22 protein-coding genes and 3 tRNA genes are annotated in these 19,352 nt (G+C 71.5%); 7 read left to right on the forward strand and 18 right to left on the reverse strand.

What is annotated here, in order from left to right:
• Positions 1-66 precede the first annotated feature (66 nt).
• A complete protein-coding gene (locus KDN32_RS17470; protein ID WP_211733532.1) occupies positions 67-1,506 on the reverse strand; it encodes a trimethylamine methyltransferase family protein in 1,440 nt (479 codons plus the stop codon).
• A 106-nt stretch (positions 1,507-1,612) separates the two neighbouring features.
• Here KDN32_RS17470 and KDN32_RS17475 point away from each other — a divergent pair, with 106 nt between their 5' ends.
• The 5 genes from KDN32_RS17475 to KDN32_RS17495 are packed head-to-tail and all read left to right on the forward strand — an operon-like array spanning position 1,613 to position 6,586.
• Positions 1,613-2,416 carry an IclR family transcriptional regulator gene (locus tag KDN32_RS17475; protein WP_211733533.1) on the forward strand — a complete coding sequence of 268 codons (804 nt, stop codon included), beginning with the start codon at positions 1,613-1,615 and terminating at the stop codon, positions 2,414-2,416.
• Positions 2,413-3,078, forward strand: coding sequence for a cobalamin B12-binding domain-containing protein (locus KDN32_RS17480; protein WP_211733534.1), 666 nt, complete (start codon positions 2,413-2,415; stop codon positions 3,076-3,078). Before KDN32_RS17475 ends, KDN32_RS17480 begins: the two co-directional genes overlap by 4 nt.
• A complete protein-coding gene (locus KDN32_RS17485; protein ID WP_211733535.1) occupies positions 3,078-3,959 on the forward strand; it encodes a dihydropteroate synthase in 882 nt (293 codons plus the stop codon). The genes KDN32_RS17480 and KDN32_RS17485 overlap by 1 nt, the downstream gene beginning before the upstream one ends.
• 10 nt (positions 3,960-3,969) lie before the next feature.
• Positions 3,970-5,958, forward strand: coding sequence for an ASKHA domain-containing protein (locus tag KDN32_RS17490; RefSeq protein WP_211733536.1), 1,989 nt, complete (start codon positions 3,970-3,972; stop codon positions 5,956-5,958).
• A complete protein-coding gene (locus KDN32_RS17495) occupies positions 5,891-6,586 on the forward strand; it encodes a DUF1638 domain-containing protein (RefSeq protein WP_211733537.1) in 696 nt (231 codons plus the stop codon). Before KDN32_RS17490 ends, KDN32_RS17495 begins: the two co-directional genes overlap by 68 nt.
• A gap of 64 nt (positions 6,587-6,650) precedes the next feature.
• Here the strand turns inward: KDN32_RS17495 and KDN32_RS17500 are convergent, their stop codons facing one another.
• The 3 genes from KDN32_RS17500 to rplJ form a co-directional block, all read right to left on the reverse strand.
• Positions 6,651-7,496 carry a methylenetetrahydrofolate reductase gene (locus KDN32_RS17500; RefSeq protein WP_211733538.1) on the reverse strand — a complete coding sequence of 282 codons (846 nt, stop codon included), beginning with the start codon at positions 7,494-7,496 and terminating at the stop codon, positions 6,651-6,653.
• 163 nt (positions 7,497-7,659) lie between these two features.
• Positions 7,660-8,052 (reverse strand): 50S ribosomal protein L7/L12, encoded by a 393-nt coding sequence (gene rplL, locus KDN32_RS17505; RefSeq protein WP_211733539.1) that lies wholly within the window; start codon positions 8,050-8,052, stop codon positions 7,660-7,662.
• A 77-nt stretch (positions 8,053-8,129) separates the two neighbouring features.
• Positions 8,130-8,789 (reverse strand): 50S ribosomal protein L10, encoded by a 660-nt coding sequence (gene rplJ, locus KDN32_RS17510; protein ID WP_211733540.1) that lies wholly within the window; start codon positions 8,787-8,789, stop codon positions 8,130-8,132.
• A 300-nt stretch (positions 8,790-9,089) separates the two neighbouring features.
• Here rplJ and KDN32_RS17515 point away from each other — a divergent pair, with 300 nt between their 5' ends.
• Positions 9,090-10,079: a DnaB-like helicase C-terminal domain-containing protein gene (locus KDN32_RS17515; protein WP_211733541.1), complete on the forward strand. Its 990-nt coding sequence runs from the start codon at positions 9,090-9,092 to the stop codon at positions 10,077-10,079.
• A 29-nt stretch (positions 10,080-10,108) separates the two neighbouring features.
• Here KDN32_RS17515 and KDN32_RS17520 read toward each other — a convergent pair whose 3' ends face one another.
• From KDN32_RS17520 to KDN32_RS17545, 6 genes are all read right to left on the reverse strand, one after another.
• Complete coding sequence (locus tag KDN32_RS17520; protein ID WP_211733542.1) at positions 10,109-10,975, reverse strand: SCO4651 family lipoprotein; 867 nt, start codon at positions 10,973-10,975, stop codon at positions 10,109-10,111.
• A 130-nt stretch (positions 10,976-11,105) separates the two neighbouring features.
• Positions 11,106-11,828 carry a 50S ribosomal protein L1 gene (rplA, locus tag KDN32_RS17525; RefSeq protein WP_211733543.1) on the reverse strand — a complete coding sequence of 241 codons (723 nt, stop codon included), beginning with the start codon at positions 11,826-11,828 and terminating at the stop codon, positions 11,106-11,108.
• Positions 11,829-11,890: 62 nt separating this feature from the next.
• Complete coding sequence (rplK, locus tag KDN32_RS17530; RefSeq protein WP_211733544.1) at positions 11,891-12,319, reverse strand: 50S ribosomal protein L11; 429 nt, start codon at positions 12,317-12,319, stop codon at positions 11,891-11,893.
• 101 nt (positions 12,320-12,420) lie between these two features.
• On the reverse strand, positions 12,421-13,239 hold the full coding sequence (gene nusG / locus KDN32_RS17535; RefSeq protein ID WP_307854189.1) for a transcription termination/antitermination protein NusG: 819 nt from the start codon (positions 13,237-13,239) through the stop codon (positions 12,421-12,423).
• 50 nt (positions 13,240-13,289) lie between these two features.
• On the reverse strand, positions 13,290-13,547 hold the full coding sequence (secE, locus tag KDN32_RS17540) for a preprotein translocase subunit SecE (protein ID WP_211733545.1): 258 nt from the start codon (positions 13,545-13,547) through the stop codon (positions 13,290-13,292).
• Positions 13,548-13,588: 41 nt separating this feature from the next.
• A tRNA-Trp gene (locus KDN32_RS17545) sits at positions 13,589-13,661 on the reverse strand.
• A 114-nt stretch (positions 13,662-13,775) separates the two neighbouring features.
• Here KDN32_RS17545 and KDN32_RS17550 point away from each other — a divergent pair.
• On the forward strand, positions 13,776-14,825 hold the full coding sequence (locus KDN32_RS17550) for an adenosine deaminase (RefSeq protein ID WP_211733546.1): 1,050 nt from the start codon (positions 13,776-13,778) through the stop codon (positions 14,823-14,825).
• 96 nt (positions 14,826-14,921) lie between these two features.
• Here the strand turns inward: KDN32_RS17550 and KDN32_RS17555 are convergent, their stop codons facing one another.
• The 8 genes from KDN32_RS17555 to KDN32_RS17590 form a co-directional block, all read right to left on the reverse strand.
• Positions 14,922-15,995, reverse strand: coding sequence for a UDP-N-acetylmuramate dehydrogenase (locus KDN32_RS17555; RefSeq protein ID WP_307854190.1), 1,074 nt, complete (start codon positions 15,993-15,995; stop codon positions 14,922-14,924).
• On the reverse strand, positions 15,988-16,386 hold the full coding sequence (locus KDN32_RS17560) for a MaoC/PaaZ C-terminal domain-containing protein (protein ID WP_211733547.1): 399 nt from the start codon (positions 16,384-16,386) through the stop codon (positions 15,988-15,990). Before KDN32_RS17560 ends, KDN32_RS17555 begins: the two co-directional genes overlap by 8 nt.
• Positions 16,383-16,781, reverse strand: a complete 399-nt coding sequence (locus tag KDN32_RS17565; RefSeq protein ID WP_211733548.1) for an FAS1-like dehydratase domain-containing protein — start codon at positions 16,779-16,781, stop codon at positions 16,383-16,385. The genes KDN32_RS17560 and KDN32_RS17565 overlap by 4 nt, the downstream gene beginning before the upstream one ends.
• 97 nt (positions 16,782-16,878) lie before the next feature.
• Positions 16,879-17,049, reverse strand: coding sequence for a 50S ribosomal protein L33 (rpmG, locus tag KDN32_RS17570; RefSeq protein ID WP_090969093.1), 171 nt, complete (start codon positions 17,047-17,049; stop codon positions 16,879-16,881).
• A gap of 41 nt (positions 17,050-17,090) precedes the next feature.
• Positions 17,091-17,167, reverse strand: a tRNA-Met gene (locus tag KDN32_RS17575).
• Between the two features lie 35 nt (positions 17,168-17,202).
• A tRNA-Thr gene (locus KDN32_RS17580) sits at positions 17,203-17,275 on the reverse strand.
• Positions 17,276-17,334: 59 nt separating this feature from the next.
• Positions 17,335-18,762: an amidase gene (locus KDN32_RS17585; RefSeq protein ID WP_211733549.1), complete on the reverse strand. Its 1,428-nt coding sequence runs from the start codon at positions 18,760-18,762 to the stop codon at positions 17,335-17,337.
• Positions 18,763-18,784: 22 nt separating this feature from the next.
• The gene (locus tag KDN32_RS17590) at positions 18,785-19,336 is read right to left on the reverse strand and encodes a DNA-3-methyladenine glycosylase I (protein ID WP_307854191.1); all 552 of its coding nucleotides are present in this window, start codon (positions 19,334-19,336) and stop codon (positions 18,785-18,787) included.
• Positions 19,337-19,352 lie beyond the last annotated feature (16 nt).

The following is a 19,352-nucleotide window of genomic DNA, read 5'->3' on the forward strand; positions in this document are numbered from 1 at the left end:
CCACCGAATGAGCCGTGGCTTCGAGGCTCGCTCCGCTCGCACCTCACCCAGCGACGAGGGCGGGCGTCAGTCGCCGAGCTCCTTGCGGCGGCGGATGACGTAGTCCTCGAGCTCCTCGCGGACAGCGTCGTCGAGGGCCGGCTGCTCGTAGTCCTCGAGGGTCTTCTGGTAGATGCCCTTCGCCCGCTCGTTGGCGTCGCTGCCCCCGTTGCGCATCCAGCGCTCGTAGTTCTCCGACGACGACAGCAGCGGGCGGTAGAAGCAGGTCCGGAAGCGCTCCATGGTGTGCATCGCGCCGAGGAAGTGCCCGCCGTGGCCGACCTCCTGGTGGGCGTCGAAGGCCATCGACGCCTCGTCGATCTCCAGCGGGGTGAACTCGTGGCGCAGCATCTGGAGCAGCTCGACGTCGACGATGAACTTCTCGTAGCCCGCGACCAGGCCGCCCTCGAGCCAGCCCGCGGAGTGCATCACCCAGTTGGCGCCGGCGAGGAAGGTGGGCATCAGGGTCATCAGCGCCTCGTAGCCGGCCTGCGCGTCGGCGACCTGCGAGGAGGTGAGGCCGCCGCCGGTGCGGAACGGCAGGCCGAAGTGGCGCGCGATCTGGCCGGTGCACAGCAGCCCGAGGCCCGACTCGGGCGTGCCGAAGGTGGGCGAGCCCGACTGCATGTCGATGTTGGAGAGGAACGACCCGAAGATCACCGGCGCCCCGGGACGTACGAGCTGCGACAGCGCGATGCCCGACAGCGCCTCGACGATCTGCTGGACCAGGGCGGCCGGGATGGTCACCGGCGACATGGCGCCCATCAGCAGGAACGGGGTGAGCACGACCGGCTGGTTGGCGGCGGAGTACTCCAGCTGCGCCTCGAGCATCCGGTCGTCCCAGCGCAGCGGCGAGTTGCAGTTGATGAGCGAGATCGTCGCCGGCGTCTGCTCGATCGCCTCGCGCGAGCCGAAGAGGATCGAGGTCATCGCGATGGTGTCCGCCGCGTTGACGCCCGAGACCACGTTGCCCATGTAGACCTTGTCGGTCAGCGTCTGCAGCGCGTAGGTCATGTCGAGGTGGCGGCTGTCGAGCGGGGTGTCGTTGGGCTCGCAGATGACGCCGCCGGCCGAGTCGAGGACCGGGAACGACTGGGCGAGCTTGGTGAAGCTGCGGAAGTCCTCCATCGTCGCGTCGCGGCGTACGTCGCCCTGCCGCACGAAGGGCGGGCCGTAGACCGCGCCGAACGCCATCGCGTCACCGCCGATGTGGATGTCGTGCTCGTGGTTGCGCGCCTGCACGTCGAACTCGCGCGGCGCCTTGGCGACCTGCTCGAGCACGAAGTCGGGGTCGAGGAAGACGGTGTTGTCCTCCACCCGCTGGCCCGCCTCGCGGAACAGCGCGAGCGCGCGCTCGTCCATGAACTCCACGCCGATCTCGGTCATCAGCCGGCGCCATCCCTTGTCGAGGGTGGCCATCGCCTCCTCGGACAGCACCTCGTAGCGCGGCATCGTGTTGCGGAACACGGGTCCTCCCTTGACCTCGACGGACGACGGCTTCTAGCCTCATGATGTGGAACCACGGTTCCACATCATGGAACCGAGCGGAACCCCCGCCGACGAAGGAGCCGACGTGAGCGAGGCCGCCACCGGGACGCGTGCGCTGGACCGCGCCACCGACCTGGTCGCCACGGTCGTCCACGCCGACGAGCCGCTGAGCTTCGCCGACCTCCAGGAGGGCAGCGGCCTCGCCAAGTCGACGACCTCCCGGCTGCTCACCGCGCTCGAGCGCTCCGGCCTCGTGGAGCGCGACGACGACGGCTCCTACGTCGCCGGCCGGCTGTTCTGGCTCTACGCCGCGCGCCACGACCCGTGGGAGGAGCTGGTCCGGCTGGCCCGACCGGTCATGGACCTCCTCGGCACCGAGACCGGCGAGACCGTCCACCTCAGCGTGACCCGCGGCGAGCGGGTCGTGCAGGTCGCCCAGGTCGACTCGACCTACCTGCTCGGCACCCGCGACTGGACCGAGATCGAGGTGCCGGCCCACTGCTCGGCGCTCGGCAAGGTGCTGCTGGCCTGGGGTGCGCTCGAGCTGCCCGCCGGCGACCTCGACCGCCCCACCCCGTCCACCCTGCCCGACCGCGAGGCGGTGCGCCGCGACGGCGTACGCACGCGCGACCGCGGGTGGGCGCTCACCGAGGACGAGCTCGAGATCGGGCTGACCGGCATCGCGGTCCCGGTCTTCGGCGCCCGCGGCGACGTCGTCGCCGCCTTGGGGATCTCGGGCCCCACCCCCCGCCTGGCCCCGCGCCGCGACGAGCTCGGTCGTCGCCTGCTGGACCAGTCCGCCGCGCTGTCGTCGCTGCTGCGCGGGCCCGACCGACCCACACCCGCCAGCCGCAGCGCTCGCACCGAGAACGAAGAGGTGGTCGCATGACACCCGAGGAGATCCTGCAGGCCCTCTACGACGAGACGCTGGTGGGCAACGCCCCGCGGGTGCTCGACCTGACCAACGAGGGGCTCACGCTCGACATGGAGCCGCAGACGCTGCTCTTCGACGCCCTCATCCCCTCCCTCGAGGAGGTCGGCGCACGCTTCGAGCGCGGCGACTTCTTCGTCCCCGAGATGCTGATCGCGGGTCGCGCGATGGCGGGCGCGATGGAGCGGCTGCGGCCGCTCCTCGCCGAGACCGGCGTGGAGACGGTCGGGAAGTTCCTCATGGGCACCGTCAAGGGCGACGTCCACGACATCGGCAAGAACCTCGTCAACATCATGCTCGAGGGCGCCGGCTTCGAGGTGATCGACCTCGGCGTGCAGGTCGCGCCGGAGAAGTTCGTCGCCGCGATCGAGGAGCACCAGCCCGACATCGTCGGCTTCTCGGCGTTCCTCACGACCACGATGCCGATGTTCAAGGCCAACATCAACGCTCTGGAGAAGGCCGGGATGCGGGGCGACGTCATCGTCATGGTCGGCGGTGCGCCGGTCACCCAGGAGTACGCCGACGCGGTCGGCGCCGACGGCTACGCGGCCGACGCCTCCCAGACGGTCAAGCGGGCGAAGAGCCTGCTCGACGCCAAGCGCACCAAGGTCCCGGCCTGATGGCCGCCGAGCCGCTGCGCACCGTCCTGCGCTCGGCCTCCCGCGAGGTGGTCATCGGCCACGACTCCCGGTTCACGGTCATCGGCGAGCGGATCAACCCCACCGGTCGCCGGATCTTCCAGGAGCAGCTGCGCGAGGGCGACTTCTCCGCGATCGAGCGCGACGTCAAGGCCCAGGTCGAGGGCGGCGCCGACGTCCTCGACGTCAACATGGGCGTGCCGCTCACCGACGAGCCGGACCTGCTGGCCAAGGCGATCCAGATGGTGCAGGGCCTCACCGACCTCCCGGTCTGCATCGACTCCTCCGTGGTCGAGGCGCTCGAGGCGGGCCTCTCGGTCTACCAGGGCCGCGCGCTGGTCAACTCCGTCACCGCCGAGGACGACCGCCTCGAGCTGATCCTGCCGCTGGTCAAGAAGCACGACGCCGCGATCATCGCGCTGCCCAACGACCACGACGAGATCCCGATGGAGGCCGACAAGCGCGTCGAGCTCACCGCGAAGATCGTCCGCGTCGCCACCGAGGAGTACGGCATCGCACAGGCCGACATCGTGATCGACCCGCTCGCCATGCCGATCGGCGCCGACACCACGACCAGCCTGGTCACCTTCGAGGTGATGCGGCGCATCCGCGACGACTTCGGCGTCAACATGACCTGCGGGGCCTCCAACGTCTCGTTCGGGATGCCGGGACGCCACACGCTCAACGCGACGTGGCTGCCGATGGCGATGACCTCCGGGCTGACCAGCGCGATCATGGACGCCCGCACCCCGCAGGTGGTCGAGGCGGTCAAGGCCGCCGACGTCTTCCTCGGCCACGACGATTGGGGCATGGCCTGGATCTCCGCCCACCGGGCCAAGCAGGCAGCCGCCGAGGGATCGTGATCCCGCCCCGATGACGTCACCGACCGAGGGACCCGACTTCTCCCTCGCCGACGTCGCGCGGGAGGGCCTGATCGAGCGCCCGGGTGCCGAGGCGGCCGCCCACGACGGGACCGGCCGCGTCGACCTCACCTTCACCGTCCACTCGACCGGGGAGGGCGGCGCGGAGGTCGCGCCGGCGGTGCGCGGCGTACGCGTCCCGCCGGGCGTGACGGTCTTCGACGCCGCGTCGTGGAACGGCATCGCGATCGACTCGACCTGCGGCGGCCACGGCACCTGCCACAAGTGCCGCATCCAGATCACGTCCGAGGTCGAGGTGCCGATCACCCGGCACGACGCCCGCACCTTCACCGAGTCCCAGTTGTCCGACGGCTGGCGGCTCGGCTGCCTGGTGCACGCCACCCGCGACCTCGCCGTCGAGGTCCCGCCGCTCGTCACCCGGCCCAAGGCGGCGACCGTCGGGATCGGGCGCCAGGTGATCCTGCGGCCCGCGCTCCAGAAGCGCTACGTCGAGCTCGCGGAGCCGACGCTGGAGGACCAGCGCACCGACCTGGTGCGACTCACCGACGCGATCGACGACCTCGAGCTCACCGCCGACCTGCACGTCCTGCGGCGGCTGGCGACGGTGCTGCGCAGCGCCGACTTCAAGGTCACCGCGGTCGTCCTCGACGAGGTGCTCGTCGACGTGGAGCCGGGCGACACGACCGGGGCGCGCTACGCGATCGCCTTCGACCTCGGCACGACGACCGTCGTCGGGACACTGCTCGACGTCGGCACCGGCACGCCGCTGGCCGTCGCGTCGATGCTCAACGCCCAGCAGCCGTTCGGTGGAGACGTGATCTCCCGGATCAGCGCGACCATGCTCGACCCGGACGCGCTCGACCGGCTCCGCACCGCCGCCGGCGCGACGCTCGCCGACCTCGCGCGCCGGGTGTGCGGCGAGGCCGGGATCGACCCCACCCAGGTCTACGAGGTCGCGGTGGCCGGCAACGCCACGATGACCGCGCTCGCGCTCGGGATCGACCCCGAGCCGCTGGGGGTGGCGCCGTTCGTCATGTCGGCCGCGCAGCCCCCGTCGGTCCTCGCCACCGACCTCGGGCTCACCCTGCACCCGCGCGCCCGCGCGTTCTTCTTCCCGGCGCTCGGCGCCTACGTCGGCGGCGACATCGTCGCCGGCATGCTCGCGACCGGCATGGACCGCGACAAGCGCACCCGGCTCTTCATCGACGTCGGCACCAACTGCGAGATCGTCCTCAGCGACGGCGAGACACTGCTGTCCACCGCCGCCCCGGCGGGCCCGGCGTTCGAGGGCGGCGCGATCCGCTGCGGGATGCGCGCCGCCGACGGCGCCATCGAGGTGGTGAAGGTCGACCCGCAGGCGGCCGACCCGGCCGACGCCGTCACCCTCGGCGTGATCGGCGACGTCGAGCCCAAGGGGCTGTGCGGGTCCGGGCTGGTCGACGCGGTCGCCGAGCTGGTGCGGGTGGGCCTGCTGGACAGCACCGGGCGGTTCGTCCCCGACGCGGACGCCCCCGGCATCGCTCCCGCGCTGGCCGACCGGATGGCCCTCGTCGGCGAGGAGCGGGTGTTCGTCCTCCACCGCCCCGCCCCCGACGCCGAGCCCGCCGAGTGCGTCTACCTCTCCCAGCGCGACGTCCGCGAGCTGCAGTTCGCCAAGGCCGCGATCTCCACCGGCTGGTCGCTGCTGCTCGACCAGCTCGGCCTCGAGCACCGCGACGTGCAGCAGGTGCTGCTCGCCGGCTCCTTCGGCAGCTATCTCTCCCCCGCCTCGGCGATCCGGATCGGCCTGGTCCCCCGCCTGCCGGTGCTGCGGATCGTCGCCGCCGGCAACGTCGCCGGCGAGGGCGCCAAGATGGCGCTGCTCTCGGTCCGCGAGCGCGCCGGTGCGCTGGCGCTGCTCGAGGAGGTGACCTATGTCGAGCTCTCCGACCGCCCCGACTTCAACGACGCCTTCGTCGAGCAGCTCGCTTTCGGTTCCTGAGGAGGTTGCGCAGCAACCGTCTCGAAGGACGGTTCCTGAGGGCCGGGTCGCGCTGATCGCCTGCGGCGCGATCGCCCAGCCGGCGGCCGCGGTCGTCGCCCGCCGCGGCTGGGCCGTCGACGTCCACCCGCTCCCGCCGCTGCTGCACAACCACCCCGACCGGATCGCGGGCGAGGTGCGCGCGCTGGCGCTCCGGCTCGCGCCGGACCACTCCCGGGTGGCGATCGGCTACGCCGACTGCGGGACGTACGGCGCGCTCGACGAGGTGTGCCGCGACCTCGGCGTCGAGCGGCTCCCGGGGCTGCACTGCTACGACCTCTACGCCGGCCCCGAGCGGCTCGCCCGGTTCTTCGACGACCAGCCCGGCACCTACCTGCTGACCGACTTCCTGGTGCGGTCCTTCGCCCGCACGGTGCTGCAGGAGATGGGCCTCGACCGCTACCCCGAGCTGCGCGACGCGTACTTCGGCCACTACACGCGCGTGGTCTGGCTCGCCCAGTCGCCCGACGCCGAGCTCCAGGCGCTGGCCGAGGAGGCCGCCGCGAGCATCGGCCTGCCGCTCACCGTCGTCGAGACCGGCGACCACCGGCTCGAGGCAGCCCTCGCCGACCTCGTCCGCACGGGCTAGCTGGGGACGTTCTGGTGGCCCCGGAGCCCGGATCGCCCACCATTTCGTCCCCAGATACCGGGCGTCAGCGGCGGAGCTGCTCCAGCAGGCCCGTGCGCCACGCCTCGGTCTCGGCGACCTGGTTGAAGGTGAAGACGTGCAGGCCCTCCACCAGGGCACCGTCCTCGCCGAGGGCCGGGGCGCACTTCTCCAGGAAGCTCTCCCCGGTGAAGCCTCCGGGGGCGGCGAGCCGGGCGAAGAGGCCCTTGTTCTTGGCCAGGAACCGCGTCGACTCCCCCACCCCGATCTTGGTGGCCATGCCGAGGAGCTTGGTGCGCTCGACCGGTCCGGGCATCCCGAGCAGGAGCGGCATGGTGACCCCGCGGGCGCGGAGCCGGTGGATCCAGTCGCGCACGAGAGCGGGGTCGAAGGTCAGGTTGCTGACGATGTGGGTGGCGTAGCGCCGCTTGTCCCACATCGACTGCACGGTGAGGTCGTCGTGGATGGTCGGGTGCGACTCGGGGTAGCCGGTGATCCCGACGTGGGAGAACGGCGAGCCGAGCTCCTTGAGGTCCTCGAGCAGCGCGAGGGCGTCGGGGTAGTCGCCCACCGCCTCGGCGTCGCCGCCCGGCACGAACACCCGCGAGATCCCCTTGCCGCGCAGCCGGTCGACCACCTCGGTCAGCTCGGCGCGCCCGGAGACCATCCGGGCGGCGAGGTGGGGCACGACGTCGTAGCCGTGGCCGGCGAGCCGCTCGGACAGGTCGAGCGTCGCCTCCAGCCCCTTCGAGGGTGAGGCAGTCACCGTCACGACCAGGTCGCGGGGGACGTTCTGGAGCACCTTGTCCTCGGTGCTCGCGGTGGGCAGCACCTCGTACCGGGCGTGCTCGAGGAGCCGGGCGAGGGTGGCGGCGGTCCGTTTGTTGCGCATGGAGCAACTCGTTTCGTGATGCGCATCAGGCACGCCCATGCTAGTGGCTGCACGCCGCCGCGAGAAGACCTGCGGGCGGAGATGCCGCAGGGCGGCCACCCCGGTGGGGTGACCGCCCTGGGCGGTGCGACGACAGGCCCGCGAGGGGTCCGCCGTCAGCGAGTCACTTGACGGTGACGGTGGCGCCGGCGGCCTCGAGGGCCTCCTTCGCCTTGTCAGCGGCGTCCTTGGTGGCGTTCTCGAGGATCGTCTTGGGGGCGGCCTCGACGAGGTCCTTGGCCTCCTTCAGACCGAGGGAGGTCAGGGCGCGCACCTCCTTGATGACGTTGATCTTCTTGTCGCCGGCGGCCTCGAGGACGACCTCGAACTCGTCCTTCTCCTCGGCGGCGGCGGCGTCGCCACCAGCGGCGCCACCGGCGGCCGGGGCGGCCACGGCGACGGGAGCGGCGGCGGTCACGCCGAAGGTGTCCTCGAACTGCTTGACGAACTCGGAGAGCTCGATCAGGGTCATCTCCTTGAACGCGTCAAGGAGCTCGTCGGTGCTGAGCTTCGCCATGGTGGCGGTTCCTTCCGTGTGTGGCGCGGCCGCGGTCGTGCGGTGCGCCGGGTTTCAGGTGGTGTACGTCGGCCTGGTCAGGCGTCGGTGGACTCGGCGGCCGGCTCGGCAGCCTCGTCGGTCGCCTCGGTCTCCTCGGCACCCTCGGCAGAGGGGGCCTCGTCGGCCGGAGCGTCCTCGGCAGCGGCCGGCGTGCCGGCACCACCTGCGAGGATCGAGGGGTCCTGCTCGGCCTTGGCCTGCAGCGCACCCGCGAGACGGGCGGCCTGGGCGATCGGGGCGTTGAGCAGGTAGACGGCCTGGGACAGGCTGGCGAGCATCGCGCCCGCCATCTTGCCCAGCAGCACGTCGCGCGACTCGAGGTCGGCCAGCTTGGCGACCTCGGCAGCGTCGAGCGGCTTGCCGTCCAGGACTCCACCCTTGATGACAAGGGCGGGGTTCGCCTTGGCAAAGTCACGCAGACCCTTGGCGGCCTCGACCACGTCTCCATTGATGAAGGCGATGGCGGTGGGGCCGGTCAGCAGGTCGTCGAAGCCGTCGATGCCCACCTCGGTGGCGGCAATCTTGGCCAGCGTGTTCTTGACCACGGCGTAGTTGGCGTTCTCGCCGAGGGAGCGCCGCAGGTCCTGCAGCTGCTTCACGGTGAGCCCGCGGTACTCGGTCAGCACAGCGCCGGCGGAGCCGTTGAACGAGTCAACGATCTCTGCGACGGCGGCAGTCTTCTCTGGCCGCGCCATGGGTCTCCTTCCGGGGTTGACCACCGGCGTCGGGCCCACAGACGACGAACGCCCTGAGCACAGGCTCAGGGCGTGGGTGCGGCAGGAGCCGCTGCTCTGAATCCTGCGCCGGCCGCCCGCTGCTGCGGACCTTCGGTCACGGGCAAGGAGCTCGTGACAACCTGCGGTCTCTGGTTTCAGGACGGAACACTACGCCGTCGCCGCAGGTCGGCCAAATCGTCGTCCGCCTCGCCCGGGCGGTCGGTCACGATCCGTGCATTCGCCTGCCGGGCGCGGGTCCGGGCTGGTTCCATGGTGCGCGTGGACATCCAGCTCACGACCATCGGCGCCTCCCTCGTGCGCAGCGACGAGCGCATGCTCACCGGGCGCAACGCCGCGGGGCGCGTGTGGAAGACCGGCTTCGGCGGCCTCGACCCGCTGATCGGCGGCGGCATGCGCGCCGGCTCCCTGCTGCTGCTCGCCGGCCCCCAGGGCATGGGCAAGTCGACCTTCGCACTGCAGATCGCCCGCAACAACGCTGCGACCGGCCGCCCGGTCCTCTACTTCTCCTACGAGCACGACGCCGAGGACATCAGCCAGAAGCTGCTGGCCCTCGAGGCCGGCGAGCTCGACGAGTCGGACCAGGTGCGGATGACCAACATCCGCGCGATCTTCGACGACCTCTGGGTCAGCTCGCTGGAGCGACGCCTGGAGTCGGTGCCGGCCGGCGTCGAGGCGCTCACCCGGATGGAGCGCTACGCCGACCAGCTCTTCGTGCACCGCTCCACCGGCAGCCGTACCGACCTCGCCGCGATCTCGCAGACCATCGACTCGGTGCGCGCCACGACCGGCACCGCGCCGCTGGTCGTCGTGGACTACCTCCAGAAGGTGAAGTCCACCCAGCTCGACGACGAGAGCCGCTCGACCGAGGTGGTCGAGGGCCTCAAGGACCTCGCCATCGACATCGGCGCGCCGGTGCTGGCGATCGCCGCCGCCGACAAGACGGCGCTGCGCTCCGGCACCCGCATGCGCGCCGCGGACCTGCGCGGCTCGAGCGCGCTGGCGTACGAGGCCGACGTGGTGATGGTGCTCAACAACAAGTTCGACATCGTCGCGCGCCACCACCTCACCTACGACCTCACCAACGCCGAGCGCTTCAAGGACTGGGCCGTCCTCACCCTCGAGAAGAACCGGTTCGGGCGGGACGGCGTGGTGCTGCAGTTCCGCACCCGCTTCGACCAGGGCCGCTACGAGAGCGAGGGCGTCGAGGTCAAGGAGCAGCTGATCGACGACCGGGTGTTCCGGGAGTGACCCCGGAACACCCGTGACGGCGGTGGCGCTCAGGCGCCGCCGAACATGTCCTCGGTGACCTCGTCGGCCGGCGGCGCCTCGATCTCGACGTCGGTGCCGAAGTCGGCGTAGGTGCCCTCGGTCGTGGAGGTGGTCGGCTTGCCGCCGCCGACCGCCGGGATCTCGACCTCCTGGGAGAACTTGCGCGGCAGGTTGTCGGCGTCGACCCACATGTCCGTGACGAGCTCCTTGGGCATCATGTCCGCCATCGCCGCCGGGAACCCCATGGCGTCGATGTACTTCTTCGGGTCCATGGTGATCCGGTAGTGGTTGGTGGCGACGCCGTCGACGTCCTCCGCCCCGACCAGCTCGAGGTCCTTCGGCTCCTCGAGAGCCTTGAACATGACCTCCGGGTCGGTCGCCTTGCCGATCATGCCGAAGAGCGAGTTCGGGTCGCTCAGGTCGATCTTGAGCCACTTGTCGCCGGTGCCGAGGTCGGCGGACTTCATGTACATCGCCTTGTCGACGAGGATGATCTCCATCGCCTGGGCGCCCTCGCTCGAGGCCTTCATCTCGACGCCGTCGTCGCCGAAGCGCGCCTCGCCGGTCATCTGCTGGGTCTGGCCCATCGAGCCCGACGTGGAGGTGAAGGTGAACGACTCCGCCTCGCGCAGCGCGCCCATCACGGTCGGGTAGAAGTCGGCGGCCGAGAGCCCGGCCGGGGCGTCGTCGGACGCCTCCTCGGTGGAGTCGTCGGTCGAGTCGTCGGAGGACGACGCGGAGTCGTCGGCGCCCGCGTCGGTGGCCGAGGACGTCGAGTCGTCGGAGGAGTCACCGCTGCAGGCGGTGAAGCCGGTCCCCAGCGTCACCACCAGCGCGGCGGTTCCGAGACGGCGGGCGAGGGGCGTGAGGCGCATCAGGACTCCTTGGGCGTACGGGGCTGCGTACCAGCCTTCCTACCCGATGCTTCCACACCGAAACGGGCGGCCGGAAATGCACCGAGGCCCGGCCACCCTGCTGGGTGACCGGGCCGCGGAGCGACGGGGATCAGGCCTGGACGGCCTCGTCCTCCGACGCGACGTTCTTGGTGCGGTTGGGGTCCACCTGGACGCCCGGGCCCATCGTCGTGGAGACGGTGACCTTCTTGATGTAGCGGCCCTTGGAGCTGGCCGGCTTGAGACGCAGCACCTCCTCGAGGGCGGCGGCGTAGTTCTCCGCGAGCTGGGTCTCGGAGAAGGAGGCCTTGCCGATGATGAAGTGCAGGTTGGCGTGGCGGTCGACGCGGAACTCGATCTTGCCGCCCTTGATGTCGGTGACGGCCTTGGCGACGTCGGGGGTCACCGTGCCGGTCTTCGGGTTCGGCATGAGCGAGCGCGGGCCGAGGACGCGGCCGAGACGACCGACCTTGCCCATCATGTCGGGGGTCGCGACGACGGCGTCGAAGTCGAGCCAGCCGCCGGCGACCTTCTCGATCAGCTCGTCGCCACCGACGAACTCGGCGCCGGCCTCACGGGCGGCCTCGGCCTTGTCGGCGTTCGCGAACACCAGGACGCGGGCGGTCTTGCCCGTGCCGTGCGGGAGGTTCACGGTGCCGCGGACCATCTGGTCGGCCTTGCGCGGGTCGACACCCAGGCGCATGACGACGTCGAGGGTCTCGTCGAACTTCTTCTTCGAGCCGCCCTTGGCGATCTTGATGGCGGCCAGCGGGGCGTAGAGCTCGTCCTTGTCGAACGTCTCGGCCGCCGCGCGGTAGGTCTTGCTGCGCTGCATGGTCTTCTCGTTTCTGTGGTGCGAAGGATGTGGTCAGCGGGCCAGCGCGGCCCTCCCACGGATCAGTCGGTCGTGACGCCCATCGAGCGGGCGGTGCCCTCGACGATCTTCATGGCGGCGTCGATGTCGTTGGCGTTGAGGTCGGGCAGCTTGGTGGTCGCGATCTCGCGGATCTGGTCCTTGGTCAGCTTGCCGACCTTGTCCTTGTGCGGGACGCCCGAGCCCTTGGAGAGGCCGGCGGCCTTCTTGATCAGCTCGGCGGCCGGCGGGGTCTTGGTGATGAAGTCGAAGGAACGGTCCTCGTAGATGGTGATCTCGACGGGGATGACGTTGCCGCGCATGGACTCGGTCTGGGCGTTGTAGGCCTTGCAGAAGTCCATGATGTTGACGCCGTGCGGGCCGAGGGCCGTACCGACCGGCGGGGCCGGGGTGGCCGAGCCGGCCTGCAGCTGCACCTTGACGAGTGCGGCGATCTTCTTCTTGGGAGGCATTGCTCTTCTTTCTCTCATGTGGTCATGACGAGGGACGGTGCCCCCTGCCACGGGTTGTCGCTACTGCAGTGTCCGCCGAGAGGGCGGACGGGGTGAAATCCTCAGACCCGCTGGATCTGGCTGAAGGACAGCTCGACCGGGGTCTCGCGGCCGAAGATCTCGACGAGCGCCTTGACGCGCTGCGACTCAGCGTTGATCTCGGTGATCGTCGCGTGGAGCGTGGCGAACGGGCCGTCCACGACCATGACGGAGTCGGAGACCTCGAAGTCCGCCACCTCGACGGGCTTGCGCGGCGTCGTGGCCGAGCCCTTCTCGGCGGCGGCCTCGGCCTCGGCGACGGCCACGACGGCCGGCGCGAGCATGTCCTCGACCTCGCTCATGCTGAGCGGGACCGGCTGGTGGCTGTGGCCCACGAAGCCGGTGACCGACGGCGTGTGGCGCACGGCCGACCAGGACTCGTCGGTGAGGTCCATGCGGACCAGCACGTAGCCGGGCAGGACGGTGCGGGTGACCATCTTGCGCTGGCCGTTCTTGATCTCCGCGACCTCCTCGGTGGGGACCACGATCTCGTGGATGTAGTCCTCCATGTTGAGGGAGATGATGCGGTTCTCGAGGTTGTGCTTGACCCGCTTCTCCATGCCGGAGTAGGTGTGCACGACGAACCAGTCGCCCGGCTTGGCCCACAGCTCGCGGCGGAACGCCTCGAGCGGGTCCTCGTCGGTCGCCTCGGCGACGGCGGCGTCGTCCTCGGCCGACTCGTCGTCGTCCTCGGTGTCCTCGGCGGACTCCTCGTCGGTCTCCGCGACCGGCGCGTCGTCCTCGACGTCGGCACCCTCCGCGAGCTCGAGGTCGTCCTCGGTCACCTCGTCGACGGAACCGACCTGGTCCTCGACCTGGTCCACGTCATTGCTGTCCGACACGTCTCACTCCGTACTCGTTGCTGGGGGGCGGGGATCCACTGCCCCGTCGATCACTGGGTGTTGCTGCCGGTGAAGAGCTCGAAGACCAGCTTTCCGAAAGCCAGGTCGAGCACCGAGACCAGCGCCATCACCACGGTGACGAAGACGAGCACGACGAAGAAGTAGGTGATCAGCTGCTGCTGCGTCGGCCACACGACCTTGCGCAGCTCGGCGACCACCTGACGCATGAACGTGGCCGGACCGGTGCGACCACGGTCGTCGCCGCGCGAGTCGCGTCGCGCGTCCTGAACCGCGTTGCCGTCGGCCACGTCATCCACCTTCTCGTCGGTTGCTGTGCAGTGTTTCCTCGCAGGGCACGAGGGACTTGAACCCCCAACCTTCGGTTTTGGAGACCGATGCTCTGCCAGTTGAGCTAGTGCCCTCCGGTGGTCGCTCCCCATGGCCCCGGGCAGGCCGAAGCATGTGGGCAAACCACCAGTGAGGAAGCATACGGGGCCGGGCCAGCCGAGTCGAACCGAGGCCCCTACGATGCCCGCATGGCTGGTCCGGACGGGGGTGCGCGCCGTCGGCGCGACGTGACGGCGCTGCCCAAGGCGCACCTGCACCTGCACTTCACCGGCTCGATGCGCCATGCGACGCTGCTCGAGCTCGCCGAGCGCGACGGGATCGCGCTGCCCGACTCGCTGGTGGAGGACTGGCCGCCGCGGCTGAGCGCGGCCGACGAGAAGGGCTGGTTCCGCTTCCAGCGGCTCTACGACGTGGCCCGCTCGGTGCTGCGCACGCCCGACGACGTACGGCGGCTGGTGCTCGAGGCCGCCGAGGACGACGTGCGCGACGGCGGGCGCTGGCTGGAGATCCAGGTCGACCCGAGCGGCTACGCGGCGCGCTTCGGTGGCGTCACCGAGTTCACCGACCTCGTCCTCGACTGCGTGCGCGACGCGTCGGAGCGCACCGGCCTGGGCATCGCGGTGGTCGTCGCCGCCAACCGCACCCGGCACCCCCTCGACGCCCGGACGCTGGCCCGCCTGGCCGCGCAGTACGCCGGGCGCGGGGTGGTCGGCTTCGGGCTGTCGAACGACGAGCGCCGGGGCACCACCGCCGACTTCGAGGGCGCGTTCCGGATCGCCGAGCGCGCCGGCCTGCTGCTGGTCCCCCACGGCGGCGAGCTGCTCGGACCGGAGCACGTCCGCACCTGCCTGGACCGGCTCGGCGCGCAGCGGCTCGGCCACGGCGTGCGCAGCGCCGAGGACCCCGCCCTGCTCGACCGGATCGTGGAGCAGGGGGTCGCCCTCGAGGTGTGCCCGGTGTCCAACGTCGCGCTCGGCGTCTACTCCGATCTCACGTCGGTGCCGCTGCCGCAGCTGCTGTCGGCCGGCGCCACGGTCGCCCTCGGCGCCGACGACCCGCTGCTGTTCGGCTCGCGCCTGGCCGGGCAGTACGCCACGATGCGCGCCGCGCACGACCTCGACGACGCCACCCTGGCCCGCCTGGCCGAGATGTCGTTCGCGGCCTCGCAGGCCCCCTCGGACGTCGTCGCCGCGGCCCGCCGCGACATCGCCGCCTGGCTCGCTGCCCCCACCACCTGACGCCGCCCGGTAGGCCCGGTATCTGGGGACGTTCTGGTGGGCCGAAAGCCCGTTTCGCCCACCAGAACGTCCCCAGATACCCAAGGGTTAGGCCGGTCAGAGGGAGCAGCCGACCGTCACGGGCTCGTTGACGAGGGTGACGCCGAAGCGCTCGCGCACGCCGTCGCGGACCTCGCGGGCGAGGGTGAGCAGCTCCTCGGTCGTCGCGCCACCGCGGTTGGTCAGCGCGAGGGTGTGCTTGGTGGAGAGGCTGACCCGCTCCCCCGCGGCCGCGCTGGTGTGGCCCTTGCCGAAGCCCGCGTGCTCGATCAGCCACGCCGCGCTCGACTTCACGGTGCCGTCCGGCTGCTCCCAGCGGGGCGCGTCGTCGGGGAGCGCGGCCGCCTGCTCGGGCGTGAGCACCGGGTTGGTGAAGAACGAGCCGGCCGACCAGGTGTCGTGGTCGTCGGCGTCGAGCACCATCCCCTTGCCGCCGCGCAGCGCCAGCACGGCGGCGCGTACGTCCTCCAGCGGGGCGCGCTGCCCCTGCTCGACGCCGAGGCGCCGGGCGAGCTCGGCGTAGGCCACGGGCTCGGAGAGGTCGCCGACACGGAGCTGGAAGGTGACGTCGAGGACGAGGTGGCGGCCGGGCTCGGCCTTGAACCGGCTGTGGCGGTAGCCGAAGCCGCAGTCGGCGGCCGTGAAGGTGCGCTGGGTGCGGTCGACGCGATCCCAGGTCCGGACGCGGGAGATCGTCTGCGAGACGTCCTGGCCGTAGGCGCCGACATTCTGGATCGGGGTGGAGCCGACCGCGCCGGGGATGCCGGAGAGCGCCTCCACGCCGGCCCAGCCGTGGTCGACGGCGGTGGCCACGAAGCGGTCCCAGTCCTCCCCGGCGGCCGCGGTCACCTCGATGCCGCCGCAGCGGGGGGAGGCGTCGTCCACGTCTCCGGCGTCGGTGCGCACGCCCGTGGTCGCGACCTGCACGACGCGGCCGTCGAAGCCGGCGTCGGCGACGACGAGGTTGGAGCCGCCCGCGAGGACGAGGACGGGGGTGCCGGCGGCGTCGGCGTCGGCCACCGCCGCGACGAGGTCGGCGTCGGTGGTCGCGCGGACCCACTCCCGGCCGGTACCGCCGAGGCGGAGCGTGGTGTGGTCGCGCAGGGCAGGCACCGGGTCGGGCTCAGGCACGGACGACGGCCTTCGGCATGCCGAGGACCTTCTGGCCGTCGCAGGTGACCTCGAGGGCCAGGGTCGCGACGCCGTCGGCGACGGACTTCACCGTGCCGGCGACCCGCACCTCGGCGCCGCCATCGGCGGGGACCACGACCGGGCTGGTGAACTTCGCGCCGAGGTCGACGACCTCGGCCCCGTCGGTCCACTCGGCAACGGCGCGGCCGACCAGCGCGAGGGTGTACATCCCGTGGGCGATCACCCCGGGGAGGCCGACGCTGCGGGCGACCTCCTCGTCCTGGTGGATCGGGTTGTGGTCGCCGCTCGCGGCGGCGTAGGCGACGAGGTCGGCGCGGGTGACCGTGAAGGTCTGGTCCGGCAGGGCGTCGCCGGCGGTGAGCGTGCTCATGCGGCACCTCCGTGGACGAGGGTGGCCTTGCCGGTGCAGACGACGGCGCCGGTGGCGTCGGTGATCTCGGAGGCGGTCGCGATGATGTCGGCGCCGCCGATCTGGCGCAGCCCGGTGACGGTGAGCGTGGCGCTCAGCTCGTCGCCGACCTCGATCGGGCGGGCGTAGGCGAAGCGCTGCTCGCCGTGGACGATGCGGTGCAGGTCGACCTGCTCGGCGTCGAAGAAGGCCATCATCGCGTCGAAGGCCAGCACGATCGGGAAGGTCGGCGGCACCACGCCGGGACCACCGGGGTGGCCGACCGCCGCAGCGAAGTCGGCGACGCGCTCGGCGGTGACGGTCAGGGGCGTGGGCGCGGGGAACGCGCGCCCGACCAGGGAGGGGTCGACGGGCATGCGACGACCCTAGCCGGGCACGAGGGACGACTGCACGGCCCCGCAACGCACGACGACCCGCCCGAGGTCTCGGGCGGGTCGTCGGTGACGGAGAGCGTCAGCGGGTCTCGCGGTGCGCGGTGTGGTTGCGGCAGCGCGGGCAGAACTTCTTGAGCTCGATCCGGTCGGGGTCGTTGCGCCGGTTCTTCTTGGTGATGTAGTTGCGCTCCTTGCACTCGGTGCACGCGAGCGTGATCTTGGGGCGAACGTCAGAAGACTTGCTGGCCATGGGAGATCCTCGGGTTTGCGGGTGGTGCGGTGTAGGACTGGTGGTAGCGGGGGCGGGACTCGAACCCGCGACACCACGATTATGAGCCGTGTGCTCTAACCACCTGAGCTACCCCGCCGCAGGAAGCCGGACACCTGACGGAGTCCGACCCAGAGCCCCTTTACGGAATCGAACCGTAGACCTTCTCCTTACCATGGAGACGCTCTGCCGACTGAGCTAAAGGGGCAACGACGGAGAACGATACACACGCCCCGACGTGATGCGAAATCGGGTCGTCACGGGCCCTCAGGAGGCCTCTTCCGACCCCTCGTGCGACCCCTGGATCCGGGGCCAGCCGACGGCCTCCTCGAGCTCGTGGGCGAGCCCCAGGAGGCGTGCCTCGCGGCCCGCGCCGGCGCCCAGCATCATGCCCTGCGGGAGCCCTGCGGCGGTGGTCGCGAGCGGCAGCGAGATCGCCGGCTCACCGGTCGCGTTCTGCAGCGGCGTGAACGCCACCCAGTCCATCAGCCGGCCCATCACCTCGTCGTAGTCCTGGTCGGGGCGCAGGTGGCCGACCAGCGGCGTCTCGGTGGCGAGCGTCGGCGTGAGCGTGATGTCGTACGCCGCCCGGTGGCGCGCGGCGACCCGCGCCGAGGTCCGCAGCACGGCGATCGAGAACGGCTGCTTGTGCAGGTTGCGGGCGGCGTGCCGCGCCAGGCCGAGGGTGAGGTTGTCGAGCCGGCTGGCGTCGAAGGTCGGCCCGAAGTCCTTCTGGCCGCGGCGGACGATCACCAGCGCGAGCATCGACCAGAACCGCACGAAGTGGTCGGGGAAGCTCGCCGGCACCGGGTTGTCGATCTCCTCCACGTGGTGCCCGAGCCCCTCGAGCAGGGACGCGGTGCGCAGCGTGAGCTCGCGCACCTCGGGGCTGCACTCGCGGCCGATGCCGGAGGTGACGACCGCGACCCGCAGCCGTGCCCGGCTGGGGCGGGTGACGTCACCGACCGGGGCGAGGAGCGGGTTGCGCCACACCTTCTCGGCCTCGCGGTAGAACGCGGCCGTGTCGCGGACGCTGCGGGTCAGCACGCCGTCGGAGACGATCCGCACCGGCATGTCGCGCATCATCCGGTCCTGCGCCAGCCGGCCCCGGGTGGGCTTGAGCCCGACCAGCCCGTTGACCGCGGCCGGGATGCGGATCGAGCCGCCGCCGTCGTTGGCGTGGGCGATCGGGACGGCCCCGGCGGCGACCAGCGCGGCGGACCCGGCCGAGGACGCGCCGGCGTAGTGGTCGGTGCTCCACGGCGAGCGCACCGGTCCGAGCCGGACGTGGTCGGCTGCGCCGGAGAAGCCGAACTCAGAGAGCTGGGTCTTGCCGAGCGGGATCAGCCCCGTCGCGAGGTACATCCGGGCGAAGTCGCCGTCGGCCGCAGCGGGCCGCGCGGTGAAGGCGTCGGTGCCGTGCTGGGTGGGCATGCCCGCGACGTCGCAGTTGTCCTTGACGAACGTCGGGACGCCGGCGAACCAGCCGCCACGGGGGTGCTGCGCCTCCTCGCGCGCCCGGTCGTACGCCGCGTGGGCCACCGCGCCGAGGCTGGCGTCGACCCGCTCGGTGCGGGCGATGGCCGCCTCGACGACCTCGGGGACCGAGACCCGGCCGGACCGCAGCGCGTCGACCAGGCCGGTCGCGTCGAGGTCGCCGAGGGCGTCGTCGGTGAAGGCGTGCACGCGCGTCATGCCGCGAGGCTAGGGCGCGGGGTCAGCCCGCACAACCACGCCGGTGGCAGTCGGCGAGGTGGTCGTCGACCAGCCCGATCGCCTCCATCAGGGCGTACATCGTGGTGGGTCCGACGTGGGCGAAGCCGGCCTTCTTCAGCGCCTTCGCGAGCGCCACGGACTCCGGCGACGTGGTGGGCACGTCGGCGGTCGTGCGCGGGGCCGGACCGGGCTCGGGGCGGAAGGACCAGATGAACGCCTCGAGCCCGCCCTGCTCGCGCAGCGCGACGGTGGCGCGGGCGTTGGTGATCGCGGCCTCGACCTTGCGCAGGTTGCGCACGATGCCGGCGTCGGCCATCAGCCGGGCGACGTCGTCGGGACCGTAGGCAGCGACCACGTCGGCGTCGAAGTCGGCGAACGCGGCCCGGAACGCGGGTCGCTTGTCGAGGATCGTGCGCCAGGACAGGCCCGACTGGAACGCCTCGAGGGTCAGCCGCTCGAGGTGGGCCGCCTCGCCGGCGACCCGCAGCCCCCACTCGGTGTCGTGGTAAGCGCCGTTGACCGGGTCGGAGGCGCCCCAGGGGCACCGGGCCACGCCGTCGTCGCCGACG

The organism is Nocardioides palaemonis, assembly GCF_018275325.1.
In the GTDB taxonomy this organism is placed as follows: Bacteria; Actinomycetota; Actinomycetes; order Propionibacteriales; family Nocardioidaceae; genus Nocardioides; species Nocardioides palaemonis.